Raw genomic sequence first — 22,322 nt, 5'->3', positions numbered from 1 at the left:
AATTAAATTTTTAAAGACCGAAGAAGAGAAAGGAGAAAACCCATGAGCAACGAATACGGAATTGCCTTAGGAATGATTGAAACCCGTGGCTTAGTCCCTGCGATTGAAGCCGCTGATGCGATGACCAAAGCCGCAGAAGTGCGTTTAGTCAGCCGTGAATTTGTGGGTGGCGGCTATGTCACTGTCATGGTACGCGGCGAAACAGGTGCGGTAAACGCAGCTGTGCGTGCTGGAGCCGATGCTTGCGAACGCGTTGGTGATGGTTTAGTAGCAGCGCACATCATTGCTCGCCCACACAAAGAAGTGGAGCCAGTTTTGACCATCGCGGCCAAAGAATAATTTTAGTAAAGACCCAATTTAAGCATTAGGAGAAGACCCATGAGTACAGAATATGGAATTGCCTTAGGAATGATCGAAACCCGCGGTTTAGTCCCTGCGATTGAAGCGGCAGATGCCATGACCAAAGCGGCGGAAGTGCGCTTGGTTAGCCGTGAATTTGTTGGTGGTGGTTATGTCACTGTGATGGTGCGTGGCGAAACCGGTGCGGTGAATGCGGCGGTGCGTGCCGGAGCCGATGCTTGCGAACGCGTTGGTGATGGTTTGGTTGCAGCGCACATTATTGCTCGTCCTCACAAAGAAGTGGAACCTGTACTTCAGGTGTCTTCTTCTGGTACGGCCACCAGACTATAAGGTGAGAGAAGCATTCAAGTGCTTCTCTCTTCGATAAGGGGAGGGTTAAACAATGCGATATCAACCAAGAATGCAAGGCAGTGTAATGCCAGGTTCAGCGGCTTATCCTAGCTTTGCCCATACGGATGTGGCGACCACCCATTCTAGAATCTTAGGATTCTTAGGGCGAGCTTTAAGTCTAGAACTTTCGGCAGGTCAACACTACCTAGCCCAAGCCTCTTTGGCCAAGTTTCGTCATGAAATTCCTTATGCGCAAGCCTTTATTACCCTTGCAAATGAAGAATTTCAGCATGCTAATCAAATTACCGACCGAATGGTGGCACAAGGGGCTTTGCCTGCGGGCAGTGTGTTAGCGCCATCAGAAGCGTCGCATAATATTGTAGAAGCCTTAAACAGCTGTGAAGTGCGAGAAATTGCGCTGATTCAACTTTATGATGAAGCCGCACAATTTTGTCACAACATGGGTGCCATGGAAGACTTTGGGTTATTCAGCCAGTTATTGGCAGAAGAACAAGCACAGTTAAATAGAGTGAGAGGGTGGCTCGCCGAATATTTTGAGCAATTCGGGCAATCACGCCAACCCACAAGGGGGTTTGTATGAATGAAAGATGGAAAATGAAAAAGAGTCCTGCCAGTTTAGAGGCAAGATTTGAGTTTAGCACTTTTGAAAAGTTACGCTCATTCTTAGATGAGTTGGCTGAACAGGCTGATTTGCTCAATCACCATCCCAATATCAGTTTTGGGCGTGGTCATGTGTCGGTGATTATTTATGGACAGGCGGCGGAGTTGCAAGAATTAGATTTTGCACTGGCACATGGCATTGATGAAGGTTTTCATCGTGTTACCCAGTATTCATAAAGGAGTCGGTCATGACAACGACAAATACAACTGCAAAACCCACAACGCCGACTAAAGTCGTCAGCAAGCCTGCCAACAAAGCCAGTACCACAACCACAGAGTTGGTGGAAAAGCTTGAAGAGGTAATGCAAACAACACCCGCGGCAAAAACACCCCACATTGCCGATGTTGTTAAAGCTTTCCCGCGCAGACGGGTATGGCCTGACTGAGCGCTGGGATTAGGAAAGCCCTATGAAAACCTTGGTTTTAGCCACAGCCAATCCTAATAAGGTTGCAGAACTGCTGCCACCTTTGAAGGAACAGGGTTATAGTGTCAAACTGCAAACCGAATTTTTCAGTGAGCAGGTTGACGAAGATGGCTTAAGCTTTGTAGAAAATGCGCTCAAAAAAGCGCGTTATGCCAGCGCAAAAACTGGGTTGCCTGCTATTGCGGACGACTCGGGACTGCAGGTGGCTTTCTTAGGCGGCAAACCTGGCATTTATTCTGCACGCTATGCTCAAACAGGGCAAAATAGTCAACCAGATGAACAAGCCAATGTACAAAAGTTATTGGCGGAGTTGGGCAATCTTCCTGTCAAACAACGCCAAGCCACTTACATTTGTGCGGTGGCTTTTGTGGCTCATGCCAAAGACGAAACCCCCATCCTTGGATTCGGTACTTGGCAGGGCGATATTTTAAACGCGCCAAGAACATCACACGGCATTGGTTACGATGCGATTTTTTGGCTACCGAGTGAATTAAAAACCGCTTCAGAAGTGCCTTTGGCACGCAAGTTACAAGTCAGCCATCGGGCGCAAGCTATGGCTCAGGTGTTACAACAATTGAAAGGACGCGGTGCGCTATGATTCAACTGAGAACCTACATTTTTTTAGATTCGATGCAACCCCAGCTCGCTTCTTACATGGGTACAGCATCCATGGGCTTTTTGCCTGTACCGGGTGATTCCTGCCTATGGGTAGAAGTTGCACCAGGTATGGCAGTGCATCGCTTAACAGATGTGTCACTTAAGGCTTCCAATGTGCGCCTAGCACAACAGGTGGTTGAGCGTGCCTATGGTTCTATGGTGATTCACCATCGTGATCAAAGCGATGTGTTGGAATCTGGTCAGCACATTTTGCAGCACCTGCAAACCAGTGAGTTTTCGCGTCAACAATGTAAAGTCATGTGGAGTGAAATCATTCGTGGTGTCACCGCTGACCACGCCACCTTGATTAACCGTGATAACCGCAAAGGCTCCATGATTTTGCCAGGACAAAGTTTGTTTATTATGGAAACCGAGCCAGCAGGTTATATTGTGTATGCCGCGAATGAAGCCGAAAAAGCAGCCAATGTCACCCTAGTAGAAGCCAGGGCGGTAGGAGCTTATGGTCGTTTAATCATGGCGGGCAAAGAAGCTGATGTCAACGAAGCCGCTCGTGCGGCAAATGACGCCCTAGCCAGATTGCCTTGTGGTCATGTGATGTAACGACTTCAGGGTTGCTTAAACTTTTAAAGCTCTGAGTGATTGACTCCTTTGTCAAAATTACATTTAATGCATTCAAGAGAGTCTATAGGACTTGCCAAGTTGACTTTAATAACTGGGGAGCAGTCAAATGCCCGATTCACAAACCAGCCAATCTAATTTTTTAATACGCCATGCGTCTTTGCGTCAAATTCAAGTGTTTGAATCGGTTGCGCGCAACCTCAGTTTTACACGTGCAGCAGAAGAGTTGTATCTCACGCAACCCACGGTTTCTTCGCAGGTCAAAAGTTTGGCCGAAGCGATTGATATGCCACTGTATGAGCAAATTGGCAGAAATATCTTTTTAACCGAAGTGGGTGAACAGGTGGCTTGTAGCTGCCGTGAAGTGATTGGGCGTTTATCAAACCTAGAAATTTTATTAGACGACTATCGCGGCATGAAGCGCGGTCGTTTAAGAGTGTCGGTGATTACCACCGCCAAATATTTTGCTCCTTTGGCCTTAGGCAAGTTTTGCAAAAAATACCCCAAAATTGAACTCGGCCTTAAAATCACCAACCGCGAAAATATTTATAAGCGTATTGACCAAAATCTAGATGATTTGTACATCTTAGGGCAAGTGCCGCCCACTCATTTAGATTTAACTTCGGTGCCTTTTGCACCGAATCCTTTGTGCATTATTGCTCATAAAAATCACCCTTTAGCGGGTCAAAAAGTCACGCTCAAGCGTCTAGCTAAAGAACCATTTTTAATGCGTGAAGAAGGCTCCGGGATTCGTTCAGCCATCGAAGACTTATTTGCAGAACAAGGGTTAACCGTACAAGAACGCTTGTCTTTAGAAAGTAACGAGGCCGTAAAACACTGTGTGGCGGGAGAATTAGGGGTCGCTTGTGTATCCGAGCATGCCCTGAATCTGAGTGAGCCCAATATGCCCATCGTTAAACTCGATGTTGAAGGCTTTCCCATTCTCAAACAATGGAATATCGTTTACCCAGCCAGTAAAGAATTATCGATTTTAGCCAAAGAGTTTTTGACCTTTTTAACCGAAAAAGGCCAAGGCTACATCGACTTACAAAGCAATTGAATTAAGTTTGTCAATTGCTACCGGCACCTGTATAATGCGCCACTTGCGAAACCTATTCGCATTTCTATGATGGTGACTCTGTTCGCTCCCTCGCGACGCTATGTTGGGAACCCCGCCAGGACCGGAAGGTAGCAACGGTACCAACGGCTGCGTGCGCCGAGGATCGGTGGGCAGGGTCGCCTCCCTAATCTTTGTCTAGATTTGTCTACTCAGCTTTAGTTTTCAACTATCTCTGCCTTTGTCTTTTATCGTTTGGCTAAACAAGCTAAAATAACCGCTCTTTTGATTTAACTCTGCGAGAGTCTTTTGAGCTATACCGTCCTTGCCCGTAAATGGCGCCCTAAAAAGTTTTCTGAGTTGGTGGGTCAAGCCCATGTGATGCAAGCGCTCAGCAATGCGTTAGACCAACAACGACTGCACCATGCGTATTTATTTACCGGTACTCGTGGGGTCGGTAAAACCACCATCGCCCGTATTTTTGCTAAGGCACTCAACTGCGAAACCGGTATTACTTCAACGCCTTGTGGCGTTTGCGCCAACTGTAAATCGATTGACGAAGGGCGTTTTGTGGATTTGATTGAGGTGGATGCGGCCTCAAAAACCAAAGTGGATGACACCCGCGAGCTGTTGGATAATGTGCAATATGCCGCCGTACAAGGACGCTTTAAAGTTTATTTGATTGACGAAGTGCACATGCTGTCAAAGAGCAGTTTTAATGCCTTGTTAAAAACGCTCGAAGAACCGCCAGAGCATGTGAAATTTTTATTGGCAACCACCGATCCGCATAAACTCCCCGTCACCGTTTTATCACGCTGTTTACAATTTAATTTGATGCGTTTAACGCAGGTGCAAATTGCCAATCATTTAGCCTTTATTTTGCAACAAGAAGCCATTCCTTTTGAAGAAGCGGCTTTAGCCATGATTGCCAAAAGTGCCGATGGTTCTGCCAGAGATTCCTTAAGTATTTTAGATCAAGCCATCGCTTTTGGCGCAGGCGAGGTGCGTTTTGCGCCGGTGCAAGCCATGTTGGGGTTGGTTGACCAACAGTTTACTGAACATTTATTGCAAGCACTGCTGGCTCAATCTGCCGAGCAACTGAAAGAAGTGTTACAGCAATTGGCGGCCATGGGGGTCGATTACAGCGCATTATTGTCGCAATTGATTGAAGCCTTGCATCAGGTTGCTTTGGTTCAGGTATTGGGCAATTTGGGCGAAGTGGCGGTGATTGATGAAACGCAACTGGCGTTGTTGGCAGAACATTTATCACCTCAACAAATACAAATGTTTTATCAAATTGCTTTGCTCAGCCGACAAGATATGCGCCTAGCGCCTGATGAACGCATTGGCTTTGAAATGGCCATGTTGCGTATGCTGGCGTTTAGCCCTTCAGCCTCCACGCCAAGCGCATTTAATGAGCAAAATGGCTCAGAAAATGCTCAAAAACAACCAGGCCTGGTTAATTTTGAGCCAAAATCAGCAAGCTCAGCGCCGCAAACTCCGCCAGCACCCGCGGTTTCGCAAGCCTCGCAAGTGTTACAAAATTTAAAAGCCAGCTCGGTTGCAAAACCTACCATGCCTGCACCACCAGAAACACCAGTCGCCACTGTTCGTCCAGCTGTTGCAGAAGCTGTCCAGCCCACGGTTTCATCAACATTAGAAGTACCGCCAGTTAATCTTGAGCCTACGCCTGTTGAAAAAGATGCCAATCATTTGGCTTCGCTCCATGCGAGGTTGCAACAAACGCTGGGAAAGCCGAATAGTTCTGCGCAAACCCCCGCTCAAGCAACGCCTGCTCAGACAAATTCATCGCCTAAATCGTATGATGCAAATCCGATGTCGAGTGGTTTGAGTGCCAAAATGTCGGCAATGATGGCCAAGCAAAAGGGTGGCGGTTTTTCTAATTCATCCGCACCATCACCGCCTTCTGCAGCTGTTGCTGTGGCACAACCCACGCCGCCGCAAGATTTAGAAGTTGTGACGGATATGGGTGAGCCGCCAGCATGGTTTGATGAAACCTATGCCGATGATGCTCCGTCTGCGCCAATGGTTCCGCAAGAGGATTCACAAACGACCAGTTTAGCTCCGCAACAAAATTCTGTTGAACAGCCGATTGAGCCGCCATTTAATCCACCCTTCGTGGGGGTGCCAGAAACCCAAACGATTGCAGAGGGTGCGCCAGTTATCGCAAATGACATGCTTGAGCCCAGCGCTCAGCCCGCCATGGTGACTGAAAACCCGCTTGCAGAAAATATCACCAGCGTTGCTCCACCAACCCTATCGGCAGAGGGCAGTCATTTAATTGAAGAATGGTTAAGTTTGTTAGCGCAAATTAAGCCCGAAGGTATGGCAGAGGCTTTGGCGCACCAGTCAGCTTTGGTCGCGGTCAGCGCTGAATTTATTACCTTGTGTGTTGCGCCCGGACAAATGTTGGCCAAAACAGAATTGGCGGTGACGCGTTTAACTCAGGCATTGCAGCGGGTATTTGGTGCTCATTTTCAGTTACAATTTGTGGAGCAAGTCGCATCAGAATTGATGATGACGCCAGCCACCTATTGGCAAATTCAAGCACAACAAAAACAACAACAAGCGCTCAGTTCTATCCATGCCGATGAACGAGTCGCAGAATTTCAAAAACGGTTTAATATGCGTTTAATTGAGTCGTCAATTAAACCGATTGAACAAATTTAATGCGTTAATAAAGAAGGAAAGCACATGTTTGGTGGAAAAGGCGGTTTAGGAAATTTAATGAAGCAAGCGCAAGATATGCAAAAAAATATGCAAGCTGCGCAAGCCGAAATTGCCAAAATGGAAGTGGAAGGCGAAGCAGGTGGCGGCATGGTGAAAGTGCGCATGACCGGAAAGCATGAATTGATTAAAGTTGAAATTGATGACAGCCTAATGGACGACAAAGAAATGCTAGAAGATTTGTTTGCCGCTGCGGTAAACAGCGCTTCTCGTAAAGTGGAAGCAACCTCTGCTGAGAAAATGTCTGGCTTAACGGGTGGTATCGATTTACCTGCTGGCATGAAATTTCCATTTTAGCCCATTTGATACCCTAGGAATTTTCCATGCCCAGTCCGTTGATTAATAGCTTGGTTGAAGCCCTGCGTATTTTGCCAGGCGTAGGTCCTAAGTCGGCACAGCGCATGGCTTATTATGTGCTGGAGCGCAATCGCAAAGGGGGCGACAAACTCGCCTATGCTTTACAACAAGCCATTGAAAAAGTGGGTAATTGTGCAAAATGTCGCGACTTAACCGAAGCTGAAGTTTGTGGTATTTGCAGTTCGCCCAGACGCTTGCAACATGAATTGTGCGTGGTGGAAAATCCAACAGATGTCACAGTAATAGAACAGTCGGGCATTTTTAAAGGCGTTTATTTTGTGTTGATGGGACATTTGTCGCCCATTGATGGCATCGGGCCGCAAGATTTGGGGCTGGATATCTTAAAAGCGCGTTTGGTTGAGGGTGAAATTACCGAGGTGATTTTGGCAACCAATCCCACGGTGGAAGGCGAAGCCACGGCTCACTATATTCAGCAAATGGCAAAAGACGCTGGGGTTGCGGTGTCAAGGTTAGCGCAGGGGATTCCGATGGGCGGCGAGTTGGAGTACATTGATAGCGGTACTTTAAGCCAGGCTTTTGCTGGGCGTAAAACCGTTTAATCGCTGGTGCATTTTGACCCATAAAAAAGCGGACTTTAAGTCCGCTTTTTTAATGCCAAGAAAAAAACTTAAATCAATTCTATTTCAACATCGGTCAGCGGAATCACGCTGCAAGTCAAAATGTCTTTACCACGAGTTTCGTAGGCGGTGTCTTGAATGTGTTCTACATTGCCAGACAATAAACGCACTTCACACGCGCCGCAGTTACCACCACGGCAACTGTAAGGCATATCAAATCCCGCTTCATCCAGCGCTTCTAGCATTGAAAATTGACCATCAAACTCGACTTCACCTTGGCCAACAACCGTAATCTTAGGCATCTTTCCTTCCTTATTATCTAAATCATTTACTTGAGTTTCTGTTTTATTAAATTTGAATAATTTACCAAACAATTGCTTTAAACCCTTCTTCTTGAAGTTCCATCAGCGCCGCTGCACCCACATCGGCATATTCTGCAAAAGGGCGAATATCCGTATCCGACCAATGAAGGGTATTCATGGTGCTGCCGCAGGCAATCCAACGGACTTTGTAATCTTTAGCAAAACTTTCAATACGCTCATAACTCAAAGGGTCAACCGGGCGTTTAGGATGGGTTGCCAGTGCATGGATGCCGGGGCCAATGACCACTACGGCAATTTCAACATTGTCGCCATAGCGCTTAATCATTGCCTGAATTGAATTCAAAATGGCCAATTGATAAGCTTCATCAGACTTATTCCACATATAAACCGCTTTGTGTTCAGCAGGATCTCCCGGAAAGCGTTCGCTTGGTGGGTCTTGCATTTCTGGGAGCGGTTTAAGTTTATAAGCAGCAGTTGCTGTACTGCCATCTCCGCTGGCGAAAGTTTGCATTGGCGCCAGCAAAGCCAAGCTGAGTCCAAGGATTGAAATAGATTTAAATAGTGACATAATCCGCTCCGATTGCATTTACTTGAGTCGTTTTAAAAATTATTATAGCGTTTATTGCACACTAAAGTGCTTCAGATAGCTTTTTTTAAATTGAGAAACCATGAGTTTACAACAACAAATCGAAACCCAAATTACCCAAAACTTTCCGGTTGCCTTTATGCAATTGGATAACGAAAGTCACATGCATTCAGGTCCAGCCACAGAATCTCATTTTAAATTGACACTGGTCAGTGAGGCTTTTCAGGGGTTGAGCAAGGTTAAGCGCCATCAAAAAGTTTACCAAGTCTTAGCCGAGCAAATGCCGCAGTTTCATGCATTGGCTTTACATACCTTTTCTCCCGAAGAATGGGGTGCTCAAGTGCCCGTGTCAACGCCCTGCAAAGGTGGTCATTAATTAAGTGTTTTAAAGATGGCTCTTACAAGAGGGTTGTTTTAACGCTTGATTAAACTAAATTTACACTTATAATACGCACTCTCTTTTCTACAAGAGATTCTCTTAAGGTTTTCAACCTTATCTACATCGGGGTGTAGCGCAGCTTGGTAGCGCACTTGACTGGGGGTCAAGTGGTCGCAGGTTCAAATCCTGTCACTCCGACCATTTTCTTCTTTACAACAATCTGCTGAATTTATTAGGGTAAATATCGAATATTTTGATTGTTCATATTGCTTAAAACTACTTATACTAAACCTATTAGACATAAGAGGTAGGGTGAGATGAAACTCAAGTTTGGATTGTTACTTTTAATAGTGCCTCTCTTAGGGATTAGCCTTTTGGGTTGTGAGCGCGAGTCTACCGAAATTAAAATCAATACCCCCGTGACCGTTGGAGTCGCTAAACAGCCTTCTAGCGGTTTAATGTTTATTGCGCAAAAGAAAGGTTTTTTTAAAGAGCAGGGTTTAGATGTGGATTTTAAGGTATTCCCATCGGGCAAAGTCGCCATGAACGATTGTTTGTTAACCAGTGCCTGTGACTTTGTCAGTACCTCAGATGTGCCTTTCATTTTTAACTCTTTAAAAAACAAAAATCTCGTCACCTACGCTTCAATTTATAGCTCATCGAATGTTAATCGTCTAGTGGTGAGAACTGATAGGGGCATTCAGACCTTGCAGGATTTGGCAGGACACAGCATCGGCACTCAGCGATATTCAGCGGTCCATTTCTTTATGCACTCCGTTTTAGAGTCATCTGAAAAACTGCATGACCAAGTTATCCGCAAATTTATGCCAGCGAATGACTTGGTGAATGCCTTAATGACGGGTGAAATTGATGCTTTTTCTATGCGAGAACCTTATGTTTCGCAAGCTTTGGCGCTGATGCCCGGGCAGACCAAAAGTTTGGCTTTTCCAGGCATCTATATTCAATATGACTTATTAGTGGGTGGCAAGCCATCTGATTTAACGCCTAAGCAGGTTAAGGGGTTGTTAGAGGGTTTGATAAAGGCGGTGAAATTTTTGCGTTTAAACCCAGAAGAGTCCTTAAGCATTTTGGCGCAAGCTTTAGATATGTCAACAGAAGATTTAACGCCCTATTGGCGATTGGCAGATTTTAATGTCAGCTTGGAGCACGCCATGTTAATCACGCTAGAACAAGAAGTGAATTGGCTCAAAGAAGATGGTTATATCAACGCAGACACTGTTTTTAATTCTTTGGGTTTAATTAATTCGAGTTATTTGCTCGAAATCCGTCCTCAAGCTGTGATGTTGATGGAGTAGCTTGATGAAACTGCATAGTATCCGATCTTTAATCATGACTTTAATGTTCAGTGCCTCGGTTTTAACCCTGTTACTGGTTGCGGTTGGCAGCTGGCAATGGAATCAACAATTAAAGTTTGCTGAGTTAAGTCATTTTTCTGATGAATTAAGAGAGCATGCCACCGACCTGACATTTTTAACGGCTGAATATACCGTAACCAAAAGTGAGCGTTCCAAACAGCAGTGGTTTAGTAAGTGGAGTCAGGCGGAAAATTTAGTTTCAAAATATTCGCAAGTAGAGGGATATGCCAGTCTAGTCATGATTCGTTTACTCATTATCGACTTAAAAGAAGCGGCAGAGTTGAGCTTTGGGCAAAATGACAGTTCATATGCCGCTAAATTACATAACAGCACCAATTTACTGGCCATTAATCAGCGCTTACTGGCGCATACACGCTTGTTTCAAAAAACCATAGAAGACCAAGAAAGGGCAACCAGCGCGTTTTACAGCAATACGCTGTGGGCAGGTTTATTGTTTGGTTGGTTTATTCCGATTGGATTATTGTTTTGGGTGAAGCACTATATTCGTCAACCCATTGCACAGTTGGCCGCAGATGCTCGTAGGTTTGGTCGAGGGGAATTAGGAGCACCTGTGCGCCCTGTGTCAACCGTTGAGCTCAGTGGCTTGGCTGACAGCTTAGAAAAAATGCGTGTCAGTTTGGCTGACAATATGGTGTCTATTGAAAAATATTCTAGTTTGGCAGCCGAAAACGAAAAAGCTAAGTTGGCGGCAGAATCTTTGTTACAGCAAATTAAAAGAACGCAAGTAGAACTTATGAAGACCGAAAAAATGTCTTCTTTAGGGGTTTTGGTTGGGGGCGTGGCGCACGAGTTGAACAATCCTTTAATGGGCGTTTTGAATTATGTGACCTATGTAGAAAAGGCCATGAGTGATAAGGATTCAAAAAGCAAAAATATTCTCATAAAAGCTGAAGTAGAATTGGCTAGACTGCAAAAGATTGTGAAAAACATGTTGCAGTTTGGACGACAAGAAACCACCGAAAACACCTATTTTGATATACTGCCAGTTTTAACCCTGGTGCTTGATTTAGTTCACCCAGATTTAAAACGCTTTAATATTCAAACCGAAGTCGATGCCCCCATGGAGTTGCCCCAAGTATTTGGAGAACCCAATAAACTAGAGCAGGTGGTCTTGAATTTAGTGGTTAATGCCCGTGACGCCCTTAATGAAATGCCAGCTTTGGAGCATCCTAAAATTACCTTTAGAATCGCTGTTCAAGAGAGTGAATTGGTTTTAGAGATTTGTGATAACGGATGTGGCATTCCGGATGCCATTAAGTCTAAAATTTTTGATCCGTTTTTCACCACTAAAGAAGTGGGCAAAGGAACCGGATTGGGGTTGGCCGTTTCGACCCAATTAATGGCCGATATGCATGGGCGTTTGTTGGTGTCACCAACGCATGAAGGTGCCTGTTTTCAAATGATTTTGCAATGCCAAGCAGCCTGAATAATTTAAGTAACCTTTGCCTAAGGGCAAAGTCTTTATAGAATGGTGAGGAAAAGAGAATGAATGTTTTAGTGGTGGATGATGAACAGTCTATTAGAGATTCGTTTGAATTAGCGTTAGAGGGAATTGCTGAGCTTAATCTAAAACTGGCTGAAAATGGTGTTGAAGCCATGAAGATGGTTCAAGGTTGGCCACCAGCGCTGGTGTTTTTAGATTTAAAAATGCCCAAAATGAACGGGGTCGAAACCCTAAGAGCCTTAAGAGCCCTCTATCCAGATGTGCCGGTTTATGTGGTAACGGCTTTTGCAAAAGAATTTACCAAAGAGCTAGAACAAGTCAGAGATGATGGCATTGAGTTTCAATTGGCGGCAAAACCCATTACCTTAGACCAAATTAACGAAATCGTTTCAGCCTATTTATAATGCTTGAAATGCCGGGAGTGATTATGTATAAATTTAGACTGTTTTATGTGGCTAATAAGTCCAGCGAAAGCAAAATTGCGGCTTTTAAAGAAAGTTTGCAAGCCAATATGATCGAACCATGGGATTTAGAGTTGATTGATGTCATGGAAAAACCAGAGATTGCGGCAGAAAATAATATTTTCGCAACGCCAACGCTCATCAGAAACCTTCCAGAGCCAGTAAAAAAACTGATTATTGACCTTACAAAACTCAATGATATTGTTTTACAGCTGACTAAATAAGCCATTTAATGACGCGCTCACTCAATGCCCGTTGGACGCCCTGGCTAAAGGCAAAACTGGTTAAGCAGTTCTTGGCGCTGAGCGTCATTCTGTTGTGTATAGCGCCTGTGCCGCTTGCTTGGGCAGATAATGTTGTGATAGGCGTTTTGGCCTTTAATGGTAAAGCCCAAGCGCGCACCGATTGGCAACCTATGTTGGCCTATCTGCAACAAAAACGCCCCGAGCATCGATTTGAACTCTTGCCGTTAAACTTTTCTGAAATCAACGAAGCGGTTGAAAAGCAACAAATTACCTTCCTTATTACCAATCCATTGCAGTATTTGCAGCTTTCTTATGAATATCAACTCTCAGGGGTTTTGACCCTTAAAAGACATTTTGGCTCTGTTAGCTTCAGCCAAATGGGCAGTGTTATTTTTAGGCGTTCAGAAAATACCCAGCTAACAGACCTGAGTCAAACCGCTAATCTGCGAATTGGCCTTGTCAACGCTAGGTCTGCGGGTGGCAAAATTTTCGCAGAAAGTGAGTTTGCTCAGCAAGGCGTTAATTTTAATGAGTTGCAAAAATTGCATTATTACCATACTCATGAGGGCGTGGTGTTTGCGGTTTTGTCTGGTTTAGCAGATGTGGGTGTGGTGAGAACGGGCGTTTTAGAACAGTTGGCAACACAAGGCCAGTTAAACCTAAATGAGCTGACCATTTTGGCGCCAAAAAAACCGCTAGACAGTGAGTGTGCTTTGGATTGCAAACAAACTTTTCCGTTTTTGTTAAGTACCGAGCTGTATCCTGAATGGGCTTTGATGGCCATGCCGAATGTGCCGATTAATTTAAAAGACCAAATTGCCGCAACCTTACTGTTGATGCCCAATATCGAAATGCCGGGCAGTTTGGGGTATTTATCTTGGACAACACTTGCCAATTACGAAAAAGTGCGTCGTTTAATGGAATCATTAAATATTCCCCCTTTTGTCAGACTTATAGAGCCCTTGTCTTTAAAAGTGTTGTGGGAAAAACATCGTCTAGAAAGTGTGGTGGGTTTAATCATGCTTGGTCTGTTAATGGCCTTTTTAGGCATATTGCACAGTCAAAATCGTCGATTAACCCTGGTTGGTCAAGCCTTTTCTAATTCAGAAAAAGCCAGAAGTGCTTTAACGCAAGAACTTAAAGATGCCTTGATTTCAAGCGAGTTTTCTCAAAAGCAATTTAAACAGCTGACGCAAACAGCCCTAGAAGGTATTGTGATTATGAATGTCAAAGGCTTGATTGAATTTGCCAATCCGGCTGCTCATAAAATTTTTGGCTACGAACCGGGCGGCTTATTTGGCATAGATTTGCACCGTACGCTGGTGCCTATGGAAAACCGTAGCAAGGCTGTAGAAGGGTTTGAACGGTTTTTAATCACCAAAAAGGGGCCAGTGCTGGGCACTACTCAAGAAATGGAGGCCTTAACCAAAAAAGGCTCTAAAATTTGGGTGAGTCTATCCATATCCAGTTTTGAGCTTAATCAGCAAGTTTTTGTGTCAGCCATGATTTCAAATGTGAGCGAAGCGCGAGCCATACGCAATGAATTAAGCAGTGCTAAAGAGCAGGCTGAGAAGTATTTAGCGGTGGTGAATGCGGTTATTTTTGAACTGGATGGTTCTTTCAAAGTGACCATGATGAATGAGTTTGGTGCCGAGCTGGTCGGTTGGCCGGTTCAGGCGTTTAAAAAATTACCCTTTGCCCAGTTATTGGATCAAGACGCTGATCAACTTGAGTTGAATATGCGCTTAAGAGAATTTGAGTTATCACAAGATTCACAGTTGTCGGTTACGCTTTTTTGGCGCCATAAATCCAGCGGCGCAAGGCTTGAGTTAAAGTGTGATATTTTTAAAGAATATGATGGAAGAGGCGAGATTACCGGCTATGTAGGCTCTGCCATAGATGTGACTGCGGTGGTAGAAAGCCAAAAAGCCATGCAACAAACGCAAACCTATTTTTCCACCGTGGTCGAAAAAAATCAGTCGGGCATTATGGTGATTAATGCCTCTGGGGTTATCCAGTTTGCCAATCCCGCAGCAGCAAAATTATTAAACCGTTCTTTAGACCTTTTATTAGGCAATAGTTTTGGTATCCCCATCAGCTCGGCAGAAGAGAAAATTGAGCTGGATATTCTGCGCCCCAACAAAACACCTGGCAAAGCCGAGTTGACGGTTTCTAAAACCGAGTGGCAAGGTGAGCCAGCCTTTTTGTTAATGATTCACGACATCACCGACTTGCACGAAGCGCAAGTGCGTATTGAAAAAATGGCCTATTATGATGCTCTAACAGGGCTGCCTAATCGCAGTTATTTTGATATGCAATTGGCGCAAGTCTATGCCCGTGCCAAACGCAATAAAACCCCTTTTGCCATCATGTTTTTAGATTTGAATAAGTTTAAAAGTGTCAATGACACCCTAGGTCATCATGTGGGTGACGAATTACTCATCCAAACTTCTCAGCGCATTCAAAATCAAGTGCGCGCCTCTGATGTGTTAGCGCGTATGGGGGGCGATGAGTTTACCCTGATTGTAGAAGGTGTGAATTCAGATGCGGAGTTGTTAGCCCTTGCCCAGAAGATCGTAGATTGTTTTGCGCCAGCGTTTGTTTTGAGTAAACATGAGTTGCATATTTCACCCAGTATCGGGATTGCGCGCTTTCCAGAAGATGCAACCGATACGGGTTTACTACTCAGCTTGGCAGATACCGCCATGTATCAAGCCAAAAAAATGCCAACGAATCATATCGCCTTGTATCAACCGCAAATGGGTGTGCAAACCCTTCAGGCCTTTACCCTCGACTCAGAAGTGTATAGCGCCTTTGAGAAGCAAGATTTTGAAGTCTATTATCAGCCACAAATGGCCATAGAGAGTCATCAGGTGATTGGTTATGAAGCCTTGTTACGCTGGAATTACGATGGTGCTTTGCGTTCGCCAGACCAGTTTGTGCCAGCACTGGAAAGTTCTGGTCTGATTATAAAAGTGGGTTTTTGGGTATTAGAGTCGGCTTTAGCGCAGCTCAAAACTTGGCAAGCACAAGGCAAACCCTTAACGCGCATTTCAGTGAATGTGTCGCCCATTCAATTGTTAGACCCCAATTTTGTTGATAACTTGGCTAATTTGTTAAACACCTCGGATGTCGACCCCCATTATTTGGGGATAGAAATTACCGAAAGTGCTTTCATGAATAATTTGAAAAGCATTCAAAACTCAGTTGAACGCATGCAGTCTTTGGGGCTAGAAGTGCATATGGATGACTTTGGTACCGGACATTCTTCGTTGGCGTTACTGAAAAACCTACCCTTTGATGTGGTAAAACTCGATATCTCTTTTATTCGTAACATCGACTCAGATAAACGCGACTATAATCTGGTAAAAGCCGTTATTTCGGCGTTGCACGCCATGGATATTCGGGTGATTGCTGAGGGGGTGGAATCCCAAGCTCAACTGGATAAATTAGTGGAATGTCGTTGCGATGAAATTCAAGGTTACATCGTTTCAAAACCTATGTCCATTGAACAGTTCAATCACTTTACCAATCCCTTAGCCTTTTCTTAAAGCAATTTTTAACCTCTTTCTTTGCCCAAAAAAACGCCAAAAATGACCAGGCCTGGTTAGTTTTTGGCATTTTTAAGCGTTTTTTTATGATCACATAGGTTTATAGAAGGAAGTTTCTGGACTCCATGGGGCGAAGGCTTCAGCCTTCTTCTTTAAAGCGCGCACAACTTCCAGCAGGCTAAAGCCTGCGCCCCAATTTCGTGACTTAAAGCTGCAAGGTGTCTGATAAATAAGGGGCTAAGGCTTTAGCCTTAAGGTTATTGTATTGGATTCAGGGCGTTTCAAAGTAGGCCGAAATAAAGGCTTGAGGTAAGCGACAAGCTTTTTGAGTTTTGATGTCCATGCAAGCCCAAAGTGTGTGGCCGTTAAAAATTTCGTGCTGATCTTGAGCACGCAAAATACGATAGTAGCGTTTGCGTTTACAGCACCCCAACCTTTTTTCATTTGGGTCTAACCAAGTGGTTAATTCAAGCAATTCATTTTGTTTGGCTGCCGCCAAATAATTGAGTTCGTGTTGAATCACCACCATCATTTTGCCAAGGGTTTGCTGGACTTGAATATCAATACCCACGGCAAGGCTATGCTGCCAAGCCAATTGCTCCATCCAGCTTAAATAGACTTTATTATTCACATGTTGCCATAAGTCTATGTCTTGCGCCTGCACTTGATAGCTGGCGCGCAACTCATAGGGTTTGCTGGCGTCAAAAAGAAACTTCAAGGCATGACCGCTGGTTTGGCACTGTCGGTTAGGGCTTTCTTTTCTTGTTGACGCAAATAGGCTTTGTAGGCGGGGGACTGACTGCGAATATTAAAGGTTAAGCGCGCCACTTCATCAAAGTGTTTGGCAAAATGAATGGTCATGCCTTCTTTTAAATAGTCAGGCAGTTCGTTAAAGTCTTTGGTGTTGTCATCAGGTAATATCAATTCTTTTATGCCCAAACGGCGTGATGCGATCACTTTTTCACGAATGCCACCCACCGGTAAAACCTGTCCCGTTAAACTCAACTCACCGGTCATTGCCAAAGGCGTTTTAATGGCTTCTTGGCGAGCCAGGGATAACAAAGCCGTGGCCATGGTAATGCCCGCACTTGGGCCATCTTTGGGGGTTGAGCCATCTGGCACATGCAGATGCACAAACGCCTTATCAAAAAACTCTGGGTCGGCTTTGTATTTATCTAAATTAGATGAGATAAAGCTATAAGCAATGCCCGCCGATTCTTGCATGACTTCGCCCAATTGCCCAGAAAGTTTAAAGCCGCGGTTTAGGGTGTGCACACGGCTGGCTTCAATGGTTAGGGTTGCACCGCCCATGGATGTCCAAGCCAAGCCAGTGACAGTACCGAGTTGTTGATTGAATTTTTCGGGGGTAAAGCGCGGTTGCCCCAGCATTTCTTCAAGTTCGTTAACATGAATCACGGTTTCAGTCAGTTCACCTTTGACAAATCGAATCGCTAATTTGCGAACCAATTTTGCCAGTTGTTTTTTAAGATTTCGCACACCGGCTTCACGCGCATAGCCTTCAATGACGTGACGCACCGCCGGCAGGGTAATTTGCACTTGTTTGCGAGTTAAGCCGGCTTCTTCAAGCAGGGTTGGCCAAAGGTGATGTTTGGCGATTTGAATTTTTTCTTCGGTAATGTAGCCTGATAAACGAATCACTTCCATACGGTCGAGCAAGGGCCCAGGAATGGAATCAAGCGTATTGGCGGTACACACAAACACTGCTTTTGATAAATCAAAACGCACATCCAAATAGTGGTCCATAAATTCTGAGTTTTGCTCAGGGTCTAAAACCTCTAACAGCGCAGACGCAGGATCGCCTTGGTAAGAGGCGCCAATCTTGTCGATTTCATCGAGCATAATCACCGGATTAGCCGTGCCGCAATCTTTTAAGGCTTGCACAAATTTACCCGGCATGGCGCCGATGTAAGTGCGACGATGCCCTTTAATTTCGGCTTCATCGCGCATACCGCCCACTGAAAAGCGATAAAACTTTCTACCCAAAGTGTCGGCAATCGAACGACCTATCGAGGTTTTGCCCACGCCTGGTGGGCCGACCAAACAAATAATTGAGCCAGATACTTCGCCTTTGAGGGCGCCAACCGCCAAAAATTCCAGAATGCGGTCTTTGACATCTTCAAGTCCATCGTGTCCCTTATCCAGAATTTTTTGCGCACGATTGAGGTCTAAAATGTCCTTGCTGTATTGACCCCAAGGCAGTTGAGTTACCCAGTCTAACCAATTGCGAGCCACGCCATATTCAGGGGATTGTGGGTCGAGAATGTTGATTTTATTGAGTTCTTCGTTGGCTTTTTTGGCGGCTTCTTTACTGAGTTCGAGTTTGGAAATGCGGTCTTCAAATAAATCAGAGTCAGCCGTGCGGTCATCTTTGACCATGCCCAACTCTTTTTGAATTTCTTTGAGTTGTTGATGCAAAAAGAACTCGCGCTGTTGATTGGTGAGGTTTTCTTCGACACGCTCACGAATATTGAACTGCATTTTGGTGACTTCAATTTCTTGCTTAAACAACGCCAGCACTTTTTCAAGACGCTCGACCAAATCCAGCGTATCGAGAATGTCTTGTAGTTTTTCATTGTCGGCGGTGGTGATGCCCGCGGCAAAATCGGCCAAATGCTCTGGGTCGTTAACACTGTAGCGATTGAGATAAAATTTGAGCTCTTCACTGTACAGCGGATTGAGCGGCAGCAATTCTTTAAAGGCGTTCATAATCGCCAAACCATAGGCTTTAAATTCTTTTTGCGTGCCGGTTTTAATGTCTGCCGGATAGGTTACCTGCGCTTGAAAAGGCGAAGCATCTGAAATCCAATCGCTGATTTTAAAACGGCGCACGCCTTCGGCAATCAGTTGAATATGGTCAGATTTTATTTTGGGTTCATGCACGCGCACCAAAGTGCCTGTGGCGGCAAAGTCTTCAGGCAGGGCTTTGTGATGGTCGTCGTTGGTGACAAAAATAATACCGATATATTGCATTTTGCCTTGAATGACTTGTTCCATGGTATCGCCCCACAGTTCTTTGCTGAGCAAAATGGGCAGGGTTTGACCAGGGAAAAACGGGCGTTCTTTTACCGGTAATAAAAACAAATGGTTGGGTAGGGCATTATGGCTTTTAACTAACTGCGAAAACGCGGCCTTGACCTTGTCTGAAATTTCAACCACCACGGGTGCTTCCGCAGACTCGTCATCACTGGGAGGCAGGTGTTCGCCATCCAAAATTTGTTTGGGGCTGTCTTGAGTACTGTCTTGTGTGCCTTCAGCCTCTGGCTCGGGTTCCATTTGGGCATCTAAAATCGCTTGTTTGATTTCGGAAATGCGATCATGAATGTCGTTATGGTGTTCTTCTAAAAAAGCTTCTAGAGGAGAGTTGTTTGAATCATTTGAGTTGTTTGAGTCGGTCATATCGTTGGCTTATGCTGAATTCGGTTTAAAATTGATCTATTATATGGAGTCTTAACTGCACAAATTCAAGAGGCCAAGCAAGAAATGCAAAAAATAAATATCGGGTTTATTACCGTATCCGATCGCGCATCGCGTGGAGAATATGAAGACTTGGGTGGCCCAGCCATGCAGGTCTGGTTAAAAAATGCCTTAAAAAATGACTGGAATCCGGTTGCCAGAGTGATTGAGGATGAGCAGTCGTTAATCGAACAAACCTTGATAGAGTTGGCCGATGAGTTTAAATGCGGGTTGATTTTAACCACCGGCGGCACAGGCCCCGCTAAGCGTGATGTTACCCCAGAAGCCACCGCGGCGGTCTGCGATAAAATTTTAGATGGTTTTGCTGAGCAGATGCGTGCAGTATCGCTTAAGTATGTGCCCACGGCGATTTTGTCGCGCCAAATTGCCGGCACGCGTGGCAGCAGTTTGATTATTAATTTGCCTGGCAAACCTTCTGCAATCGGTGAGTGCCTTGAGGCGATTTTTCCCGCCGTTCCCTATTGCGTCGATTTAATCGAAGGGCCTTATTTAGAAACCAATGATGACTTTATCAAAGGCTTTCGCCCCAAACACGCACAAAAACCCTCATCGACCTCTTCAAATTAAGGATGCACATCGTGACCCAATTTAGCTATCAATGTGAAGGTTTAGAAACCATTAATGACTTTATCCGTTGGGGAGCGTCATTGTTTCGTAAATCGGATTTATTTTTTGGACACGGCACCGACAATGCGTTTGATGATGCCAAAATGCTAGTGTTGCATGTTGTTTCCATGCCTTGGAATTTGCATGACAGTTATTTGCAAACCCGCTTAACCTTGCATGAGCGCCAAGCGGTGACCGATTTATTTCGCCGCCGTATCGAAACCCGCAAGCCCTCTGCGTATTTGGTGGGCGAAGCCTGGTTTGCCGGCTTGCCATTTTATGTGAATGAGCATGTGCTCGTGCCACGCTCACCGATTGCCGAGTTGATTGCTAAAAACTATGCACCTTGGATTGAAGACCCAGAGGCGGTCACTCATGTGTTGGATATGTGCACCGGCAGCGGGTGTATTGGGATTGCCAGTTTGCAAGCCTTTCCAAATGCCGAAGTGGATTTGGTCGATATTTCGCCAGAAGCCTTAGCCATTGCCAAACAAAATGTGGCGCGTTACGACTTAATTGGCGTGGCGCATCCGATTGAGTCGGATTTATTCGTGGCTTTAGAGGGCAAACAATATGATTTGATTGTCTCTAATCCGCCTTATGTTGATAAGATAGAAATGGATGCCTTGCCAGAAGAGTTTCATCAAGAGCCGCGTTTAGGATTAGAAGCGGGAGATGATGGCTTGGATATCGTGCGTGTTATTTTGGCAAAAGCTGCACAACACCTGACAGAAAATGGGGTGTTAATCGTTGAAGTGGGCGTGTCGCAATATTACTTGGAAGAAGCCTATCCTGAATTGCCTTTTTCATGGTTTGAGTTTGAGCAGGGTGGTGAAGGCGTTTTTGCCATTTCCAAGTCTGAATTGGAAGTTTTTCAAGACATCCTCGACAGTCGTATCCTCGGATAAGCGACTCTCACACTTTATTTGGTTTGATATTTGCTGTAAATCATTTTTTTGTTGGGGCGTGCGCTGTGGCTTGCCCAAAATTGGATAGGAAGTTTGGTATGAAGTATTTTCAGAAAACCTTAATCTCAGTTGCTTTGTCGGCATTGATTTTCTCACCCAGCATTGTTTTTTCCGCTGACGGCCATGACCCACATCCAAAATCCGTCACGCAACCCAAAATGGCCACCGCCCCCCTGATTGACTTGGGTGCAGAAGCCACCGGTGGGGCAACGGCTGCGCCAGCCATGGCTGCACCAGAACCTGTTGCGGTAAAAGCCCCCGCGCCAAAACCCGATGCACACGCTGCCAAGGCAGATGGGCATGATGCACCCCACGCAGAAGCGCATCCGCCGCATTGGGCTTATTCTGGCTCAGAAGGTCCGCGCTATTGGGGCGAACTGGCGAAAGAGTTTGGGTTATGTAAAACCGGCAAAAATCAGTCCCCCATTGATTTAAAAGAAAGCATTGCCGTTGGCACAACTGGTTTGTCGGGGTTTGATGTCTATTATCGGGATGTGCCGATGAAAATCGTCAACAACGGCCACACCATTCAAGTGAGTCTGCCTTTGGGTAGCTACATTAAAATTGGCGACCATCGTTTTGAATTATTGCAATACCACTTTCACACACCCAGCGAGCACCAAAAAAATGGCTTTAATTACCCGATGGAAGTCCATTTGGTCCATAAAGATGGGGATGGTAATTTGGCCGTTATTGGGGTGATTTTTCAAGAAGGCAAAGAAAACGAATATCTGGCGGATATGTTGATGCATTTGCCCAAAGAAGTCGGCAAAGAGCAAATTGTTAAAACCGTGACGGTTAACCCTTCCAAAATGTTCCCAATGAATAAGCAATTCTTTAAATACAGCGGTTCGTTAACGACGCCACCTTGTTCGGAAGGGGTTTATTGGATGGTCTTTAAAGAGCCTGTTGAAGTGTCGCCCGAGCAAATTCAGCAAATGAATGAAATTATGGGTGAAAATGCTCGACCTGTGCAACCGCAAAATTCTCGCAGCTTGCTGAAATCCTATCCTGATAGAGATGCACAAAACCAGATGTATGAATTTTATTAAATATATCTATGCGAAAACTGTACAATAAGTCTAATTTCGTATT

General features: G+C 45.0%; 24 protein-coding genes, 1 tRNA gene and 1 other RNA gene. 22 read left to right on the top strand and 4 right to left on the bottom strand.

Annotated features, from left to right (window positions below; genetic code table 11):
• The first annotated feature begins 42 nt into the window (after positions 1–42).
• The 12 genes from csoS1 (THMIRH_RS09550) to recR all read left to right on the top strand — a co-directional run bounded on the left by csoS1 (THMIRH_RS09550) (position 43) and on the right by recR (position 7,754).
• A complete protein-coding gene (csoS1, locus tag THMIRH_RS09550) occupies positions 43–339 on the top strand; it encodes an alpha-carboxysome major shell protein CsoS1 (protein WP_173291871.1) in 297 nt (98 codons plus the stop codon).
• Between the two features lie 39 nt (positions 340–378).
• Positions 379–690, top strand: a complete 312-nt coding sequence (csoS1, locus tag THMIRH_RS09545) for an alpha-carboxysome major shell protein CsoS1 (RefSeq protein WP_173291870.1) — start codon at positions 379–381, stop codon at positions 688–690.
• 52 nt (positions 691–742) lie between these two features.
• Complete coding sequence (locus THMIRH_RS09540) at positions 743–1,291, top strand: ferritin-like domain-containing protein (RefSeq protein WP_173291869.1); 549 nt, start codon at positions 743–745, stop codon at positions 1,289–1,291.
• Complete coding sequence (locus tag THMIRH_RS09535; RefSeq protein WP_173291868.1) at positions 1,288–1,548, top strand: 4a-hydroxytetrahydrobiopterin dehydratase; 261 nt, start codon at positions 1,288–1,290, stop codon at positions 1,546–1,548. Before THMIRH_RS09540 ends, THMIRH_RS09535 begins: the two co-directional genes overlap by 4 nt.
• Before the next feature lie 11 nt (positions 1,549–1,559).
• Entirely contained in the window at positions 1,560–1,757 is a 198-nt protein-coding gene (locus tag THMIRH_RS09530) for a hypothetical protein (protein ID WP_173291867.1), read from the top strand.
• Between the two features lie 22 nt (positions 1,758–1,779).
• Positions 1,780–2,394, top strand: coding sequence for an RdgB/HAM1 family non-canonical purine NTP pyrophosphatase (gene rdgB, locus THMIRH_RS09525; RefSeq protein WP_173291866.1), 615 nt, complete (start codon positions 1,780–1,782; stop codon positions 2,392–2,394).
• The gene (locus THMIRH_RS09520; RefSeq protein ID WP_173291865.1) at positions 2,391–3,014 is read left to right on the top strand and encodes a BMC domain-containing protein; all 624 of its coding nucleotides are present in this window, start codon (positions 2,391–2,393) and stop codon (positions 3,012–3,014) included. Before rdgB ends, THMIRH_RS09520 begins: the two co-directional genes overlap by 4 nt.
• Before the next feature lie 127 nt (positions 3,015–3,141).
• Positions 3,142–4,092, top strand: a complete 951-nt coding sequence (locus THMIRH_RS09515) for a LysR family transcriptional regulator (protein ID WP_173291864.1) — start codon at positions 3,142–3,144, stop codon at positions 4,090–4,092.
• A 79-nt stretch (positions 4,093–4,171) separates the two neighbouring features.
• Positions 4,172–4,268: signal recognition particle sRNA small type (gene ffs, locus THMIRH_RS09510), an RNA gene on the top strand.
• Positions 4,269–4,398: 130 nt separating this feature from the next.
• Positions 4,399–6,780 (top strand): DNA polymerase III subunit gamma/tau, encoded by a 2,382-nt coding sequence (dnaX, locus tag THMIRH_RS09505; RefSeq protein WP_173291863.1) that lies wholly within the window; start codon positions 4,399–4,401, stop codon positions 6,778–6,780.
• Positions 6,781–6,804: 24 nt separating this feature from the next.
• Positions 6,805–7,134, top strand: a complete 330-nt coding sequence (locus THMIRH_RS09500; protein ID WP_173291862.1) for a YbaB/EbfC family nucleoid-associated protein — start codon at positions 6,805–6,807, stop codon at positions 7,132–7,134.
• Between the two features lie 26 nt (positions 7,135–7,160).
• A complete protein-coding gene (gene recR, locus THMIRH_RS09495) occupies positions 7,161–7,754 on the top strand; it encodes a recombination mediator RecR (protein WP_173291861.1) in 594 nt (197 codons plus the stop codon).
• A gap of 68 nt (positions 7,755–7,822) precedes the next feature.
• Here recR and THMIRH_RS09490 read toward each other — a convergent pair whose 3' ends face one another.
• Both THMIRH_RS09490 and THMIRH_RS09485 read right to left on the bottom strand, forming a co-directional pair.
• On the bottom strand, positions 7,823–8,074 hold the full coding sequence (locus THMIRH_RS09490; RefSeq protein ID WP_173291860.1) for a 2Fe-2S iron-sulfur cluster-binding protein: 252 nt from the start codon (positions 8,072–8,074) through the stop codon (positions 7,823–7,825).
• Positions 8,075–8,135: 61 nt separating this feature from the next.
• Positions 8,136–8,663: a DsrE family protein gene (locus tag THMIRH_RS09485; protein ID WP_173291859.1), complete on the bottom strand. Its 528-nt coding sequence runs from the start codon at positions 8,661–8,663 to the stop codon at positions 8,136–8,138.
• Between the two features lie 100 nt (positions 8,664–8,763).
• On the opposite strand from THMIRH_RS09485, the gene THMIRH_RS09480 reads away from it, so the two are divergent.
• The 7 genes from THMIRH_RS09480 to THMIRH_RS09450 all read left to right on the top strand — a co-directional run bounded on the left by THMIRH_RS09480 (position 8,764) and on the right by THMIRH_RS09450 (position 16,158).
• A complete protein-coding gene (locus THMIRH_RS09480; protein ID WP_173291858.1) occupies positions 8,764–9,057 on the top strand; it encodes a BolA family protein in 294 nt (97 codons plus the stop codon).
• Between the two features lie 127 nt (positions 9,058–9,184).
• A tRNA-Pro gene (locus tag THMIRH_RS09475) sits at positions 9,185–9,261 on the top strand.
• Positions 9,262–9,377: 116 nt separating this feature from the next.
• The gene (locus THMIRH_RS09470; protein WP_173291857.1) at positions 9,378–10,376 is read left to right on the top strand and encodes an ABC transporter substrate-binding protein; all 999 of its coding nucleotides are present in this window, start codon (positions 9,378–9,380) and stop codon (positions 10,374–10,376) included.
• 4 nt (positions 10,377–10,380) lie between these two features.
• Positions 10,381–11,883, top strand: coding sequence for a sensor histidine kinase (locus THMIRH_RS09465; RefSeq protein ID WP_173291856.1), 1,503 nt, complete (start codon positions 10,381–10,383; stop codon positions 11,881–11,883).
• Positions 11,884–11,942: 59 nt separating this feature from the next.
• Positions 11,943–12,305 (top strand): response regulator, encoded by a 363-nt coding sequence (locus THMIRH_RS09460; protein ID WP_173291855.1) that lies wholly within the window; start codon positions 11,943–11,945, stop codon positions 12,303–12,305.
• A 23-nt stretch (positions 12,306–12,328) separates the two neighbouring features.
• Positions 12,329–12,586 (top strand): circadian clock KaiB family protein, encoded by a 258-nt coding sequence (locus THMIRH_RS09455; protein WP_173291854.1) that lies wholly within the window; start codon positions 12,329–12,331, stop codon positions 12,584–12,586.
• An 8-nt stretch (positions 12,587–12,594) separates the two neighbouring features.
• The gene (locus THMIRH_RS09450) at positions 12,595–16,158 is read left to right on the top strand and encodes an EAL domain-containing protein (RefSeq protein WP_173291853.1); all 3,564 of its coding nucleotides are present in this window, start codon (positions 12,595–12,597) and stop codon (positions 16,156–16,158) included.
• A 271-nt stretch (positions 16,159–16,429) separates the two neighbouring features.
• Here the strand turns inward: THMIRH_RS09450 and THMIRH_RS09445 are convergent, their stop codons facing one another.
• Both THMIRH_RS09445 and lon read right to left on the bottom strand, forming a co-directional pair.
• Positions 16,430–16,876, bottom strand: coding sequence for an acyl-CoA thioesterase (locus THMIRH_RS09445; RefSeq protein WP_243831430.1), 447 nt, complete (start codon positions 16,874–16,876; stop codon positions 16,430–16,432).
• On the bottom strand, positions 16,873–19,575 hold the full coding sequence (gene lon, locus THMIRH_RS09440) for an endopeptidase La (protein WP_243831429.1): 2,703 nt from the start codon (positions 19,573–19,575) through the stop codon (positions 16,873–16,875). Before lon ends, THMIRH_RS09445 begins: the two co-directional genes overlap by 4 nt.
• A gap of 84 nt (positions 19,576–19,659) precedes the next feature.
• Between lon and mog the strand changes: the two genes are divergently transcribed.
• From mog to THMIRH_RS09425, 3 genes are all read left to right on the top strand, one after another.
• Entirely contained in the window at positions 19,660–20,220 is a 561-nt protein-coding gene (mog, locus tag THMIRH_RS09435; RefSeq protein ID WP_173291852.1) for a molybdopterin adenylyltransferase, read from the top strand.
• An 11-nt stretch (positions 20,221–20,231) separates the two neighbouring features.
• The gene (gene prmB, locus THMIRH_RS09430; protein WP_243831428.1) at positions 20,232–21,167 is read left to right on the top strand and encodes a 50S ribosomal protein L3 N(5)-glutamine methyltransferase; all 936 of its coding nucleotides are present in this window, start codon (positions 20,232–20,234) and stop codon (positions 21,165–21,167) included.
• A 98-nt stretch (positions 21,168–21,265) separates the two neighbouring features.
• A complete protein-coding gene (locus tag THMIRH_RS09425) occupies positions 21,266–22,279 on the top strand; it encodes a carbonic anhydrase (RefSeq protein WP_173291850.1) in 1,014 nt (337 codons plus the stop codon).
• Positions 22,280–22,322 lie beyond the last annotated feature (43 nt).

Source organism: Thiosulfativibrio zosterae (assembly GCF_011398155.1).
GTDB classification, from domain to species: Bacteria; Pseudomonadota; Gammaproteobacteria; order Thiomicrospirales; family Thiomicrospiraceae; genus Thiosulfativibrio; species Thiosulfativibrio zosterae.
The sequence above is the reverse complement of the archived record's forward strand: the minus strand, read 5'-3'. Positions and strand labels throughout refer to the sequence as shown.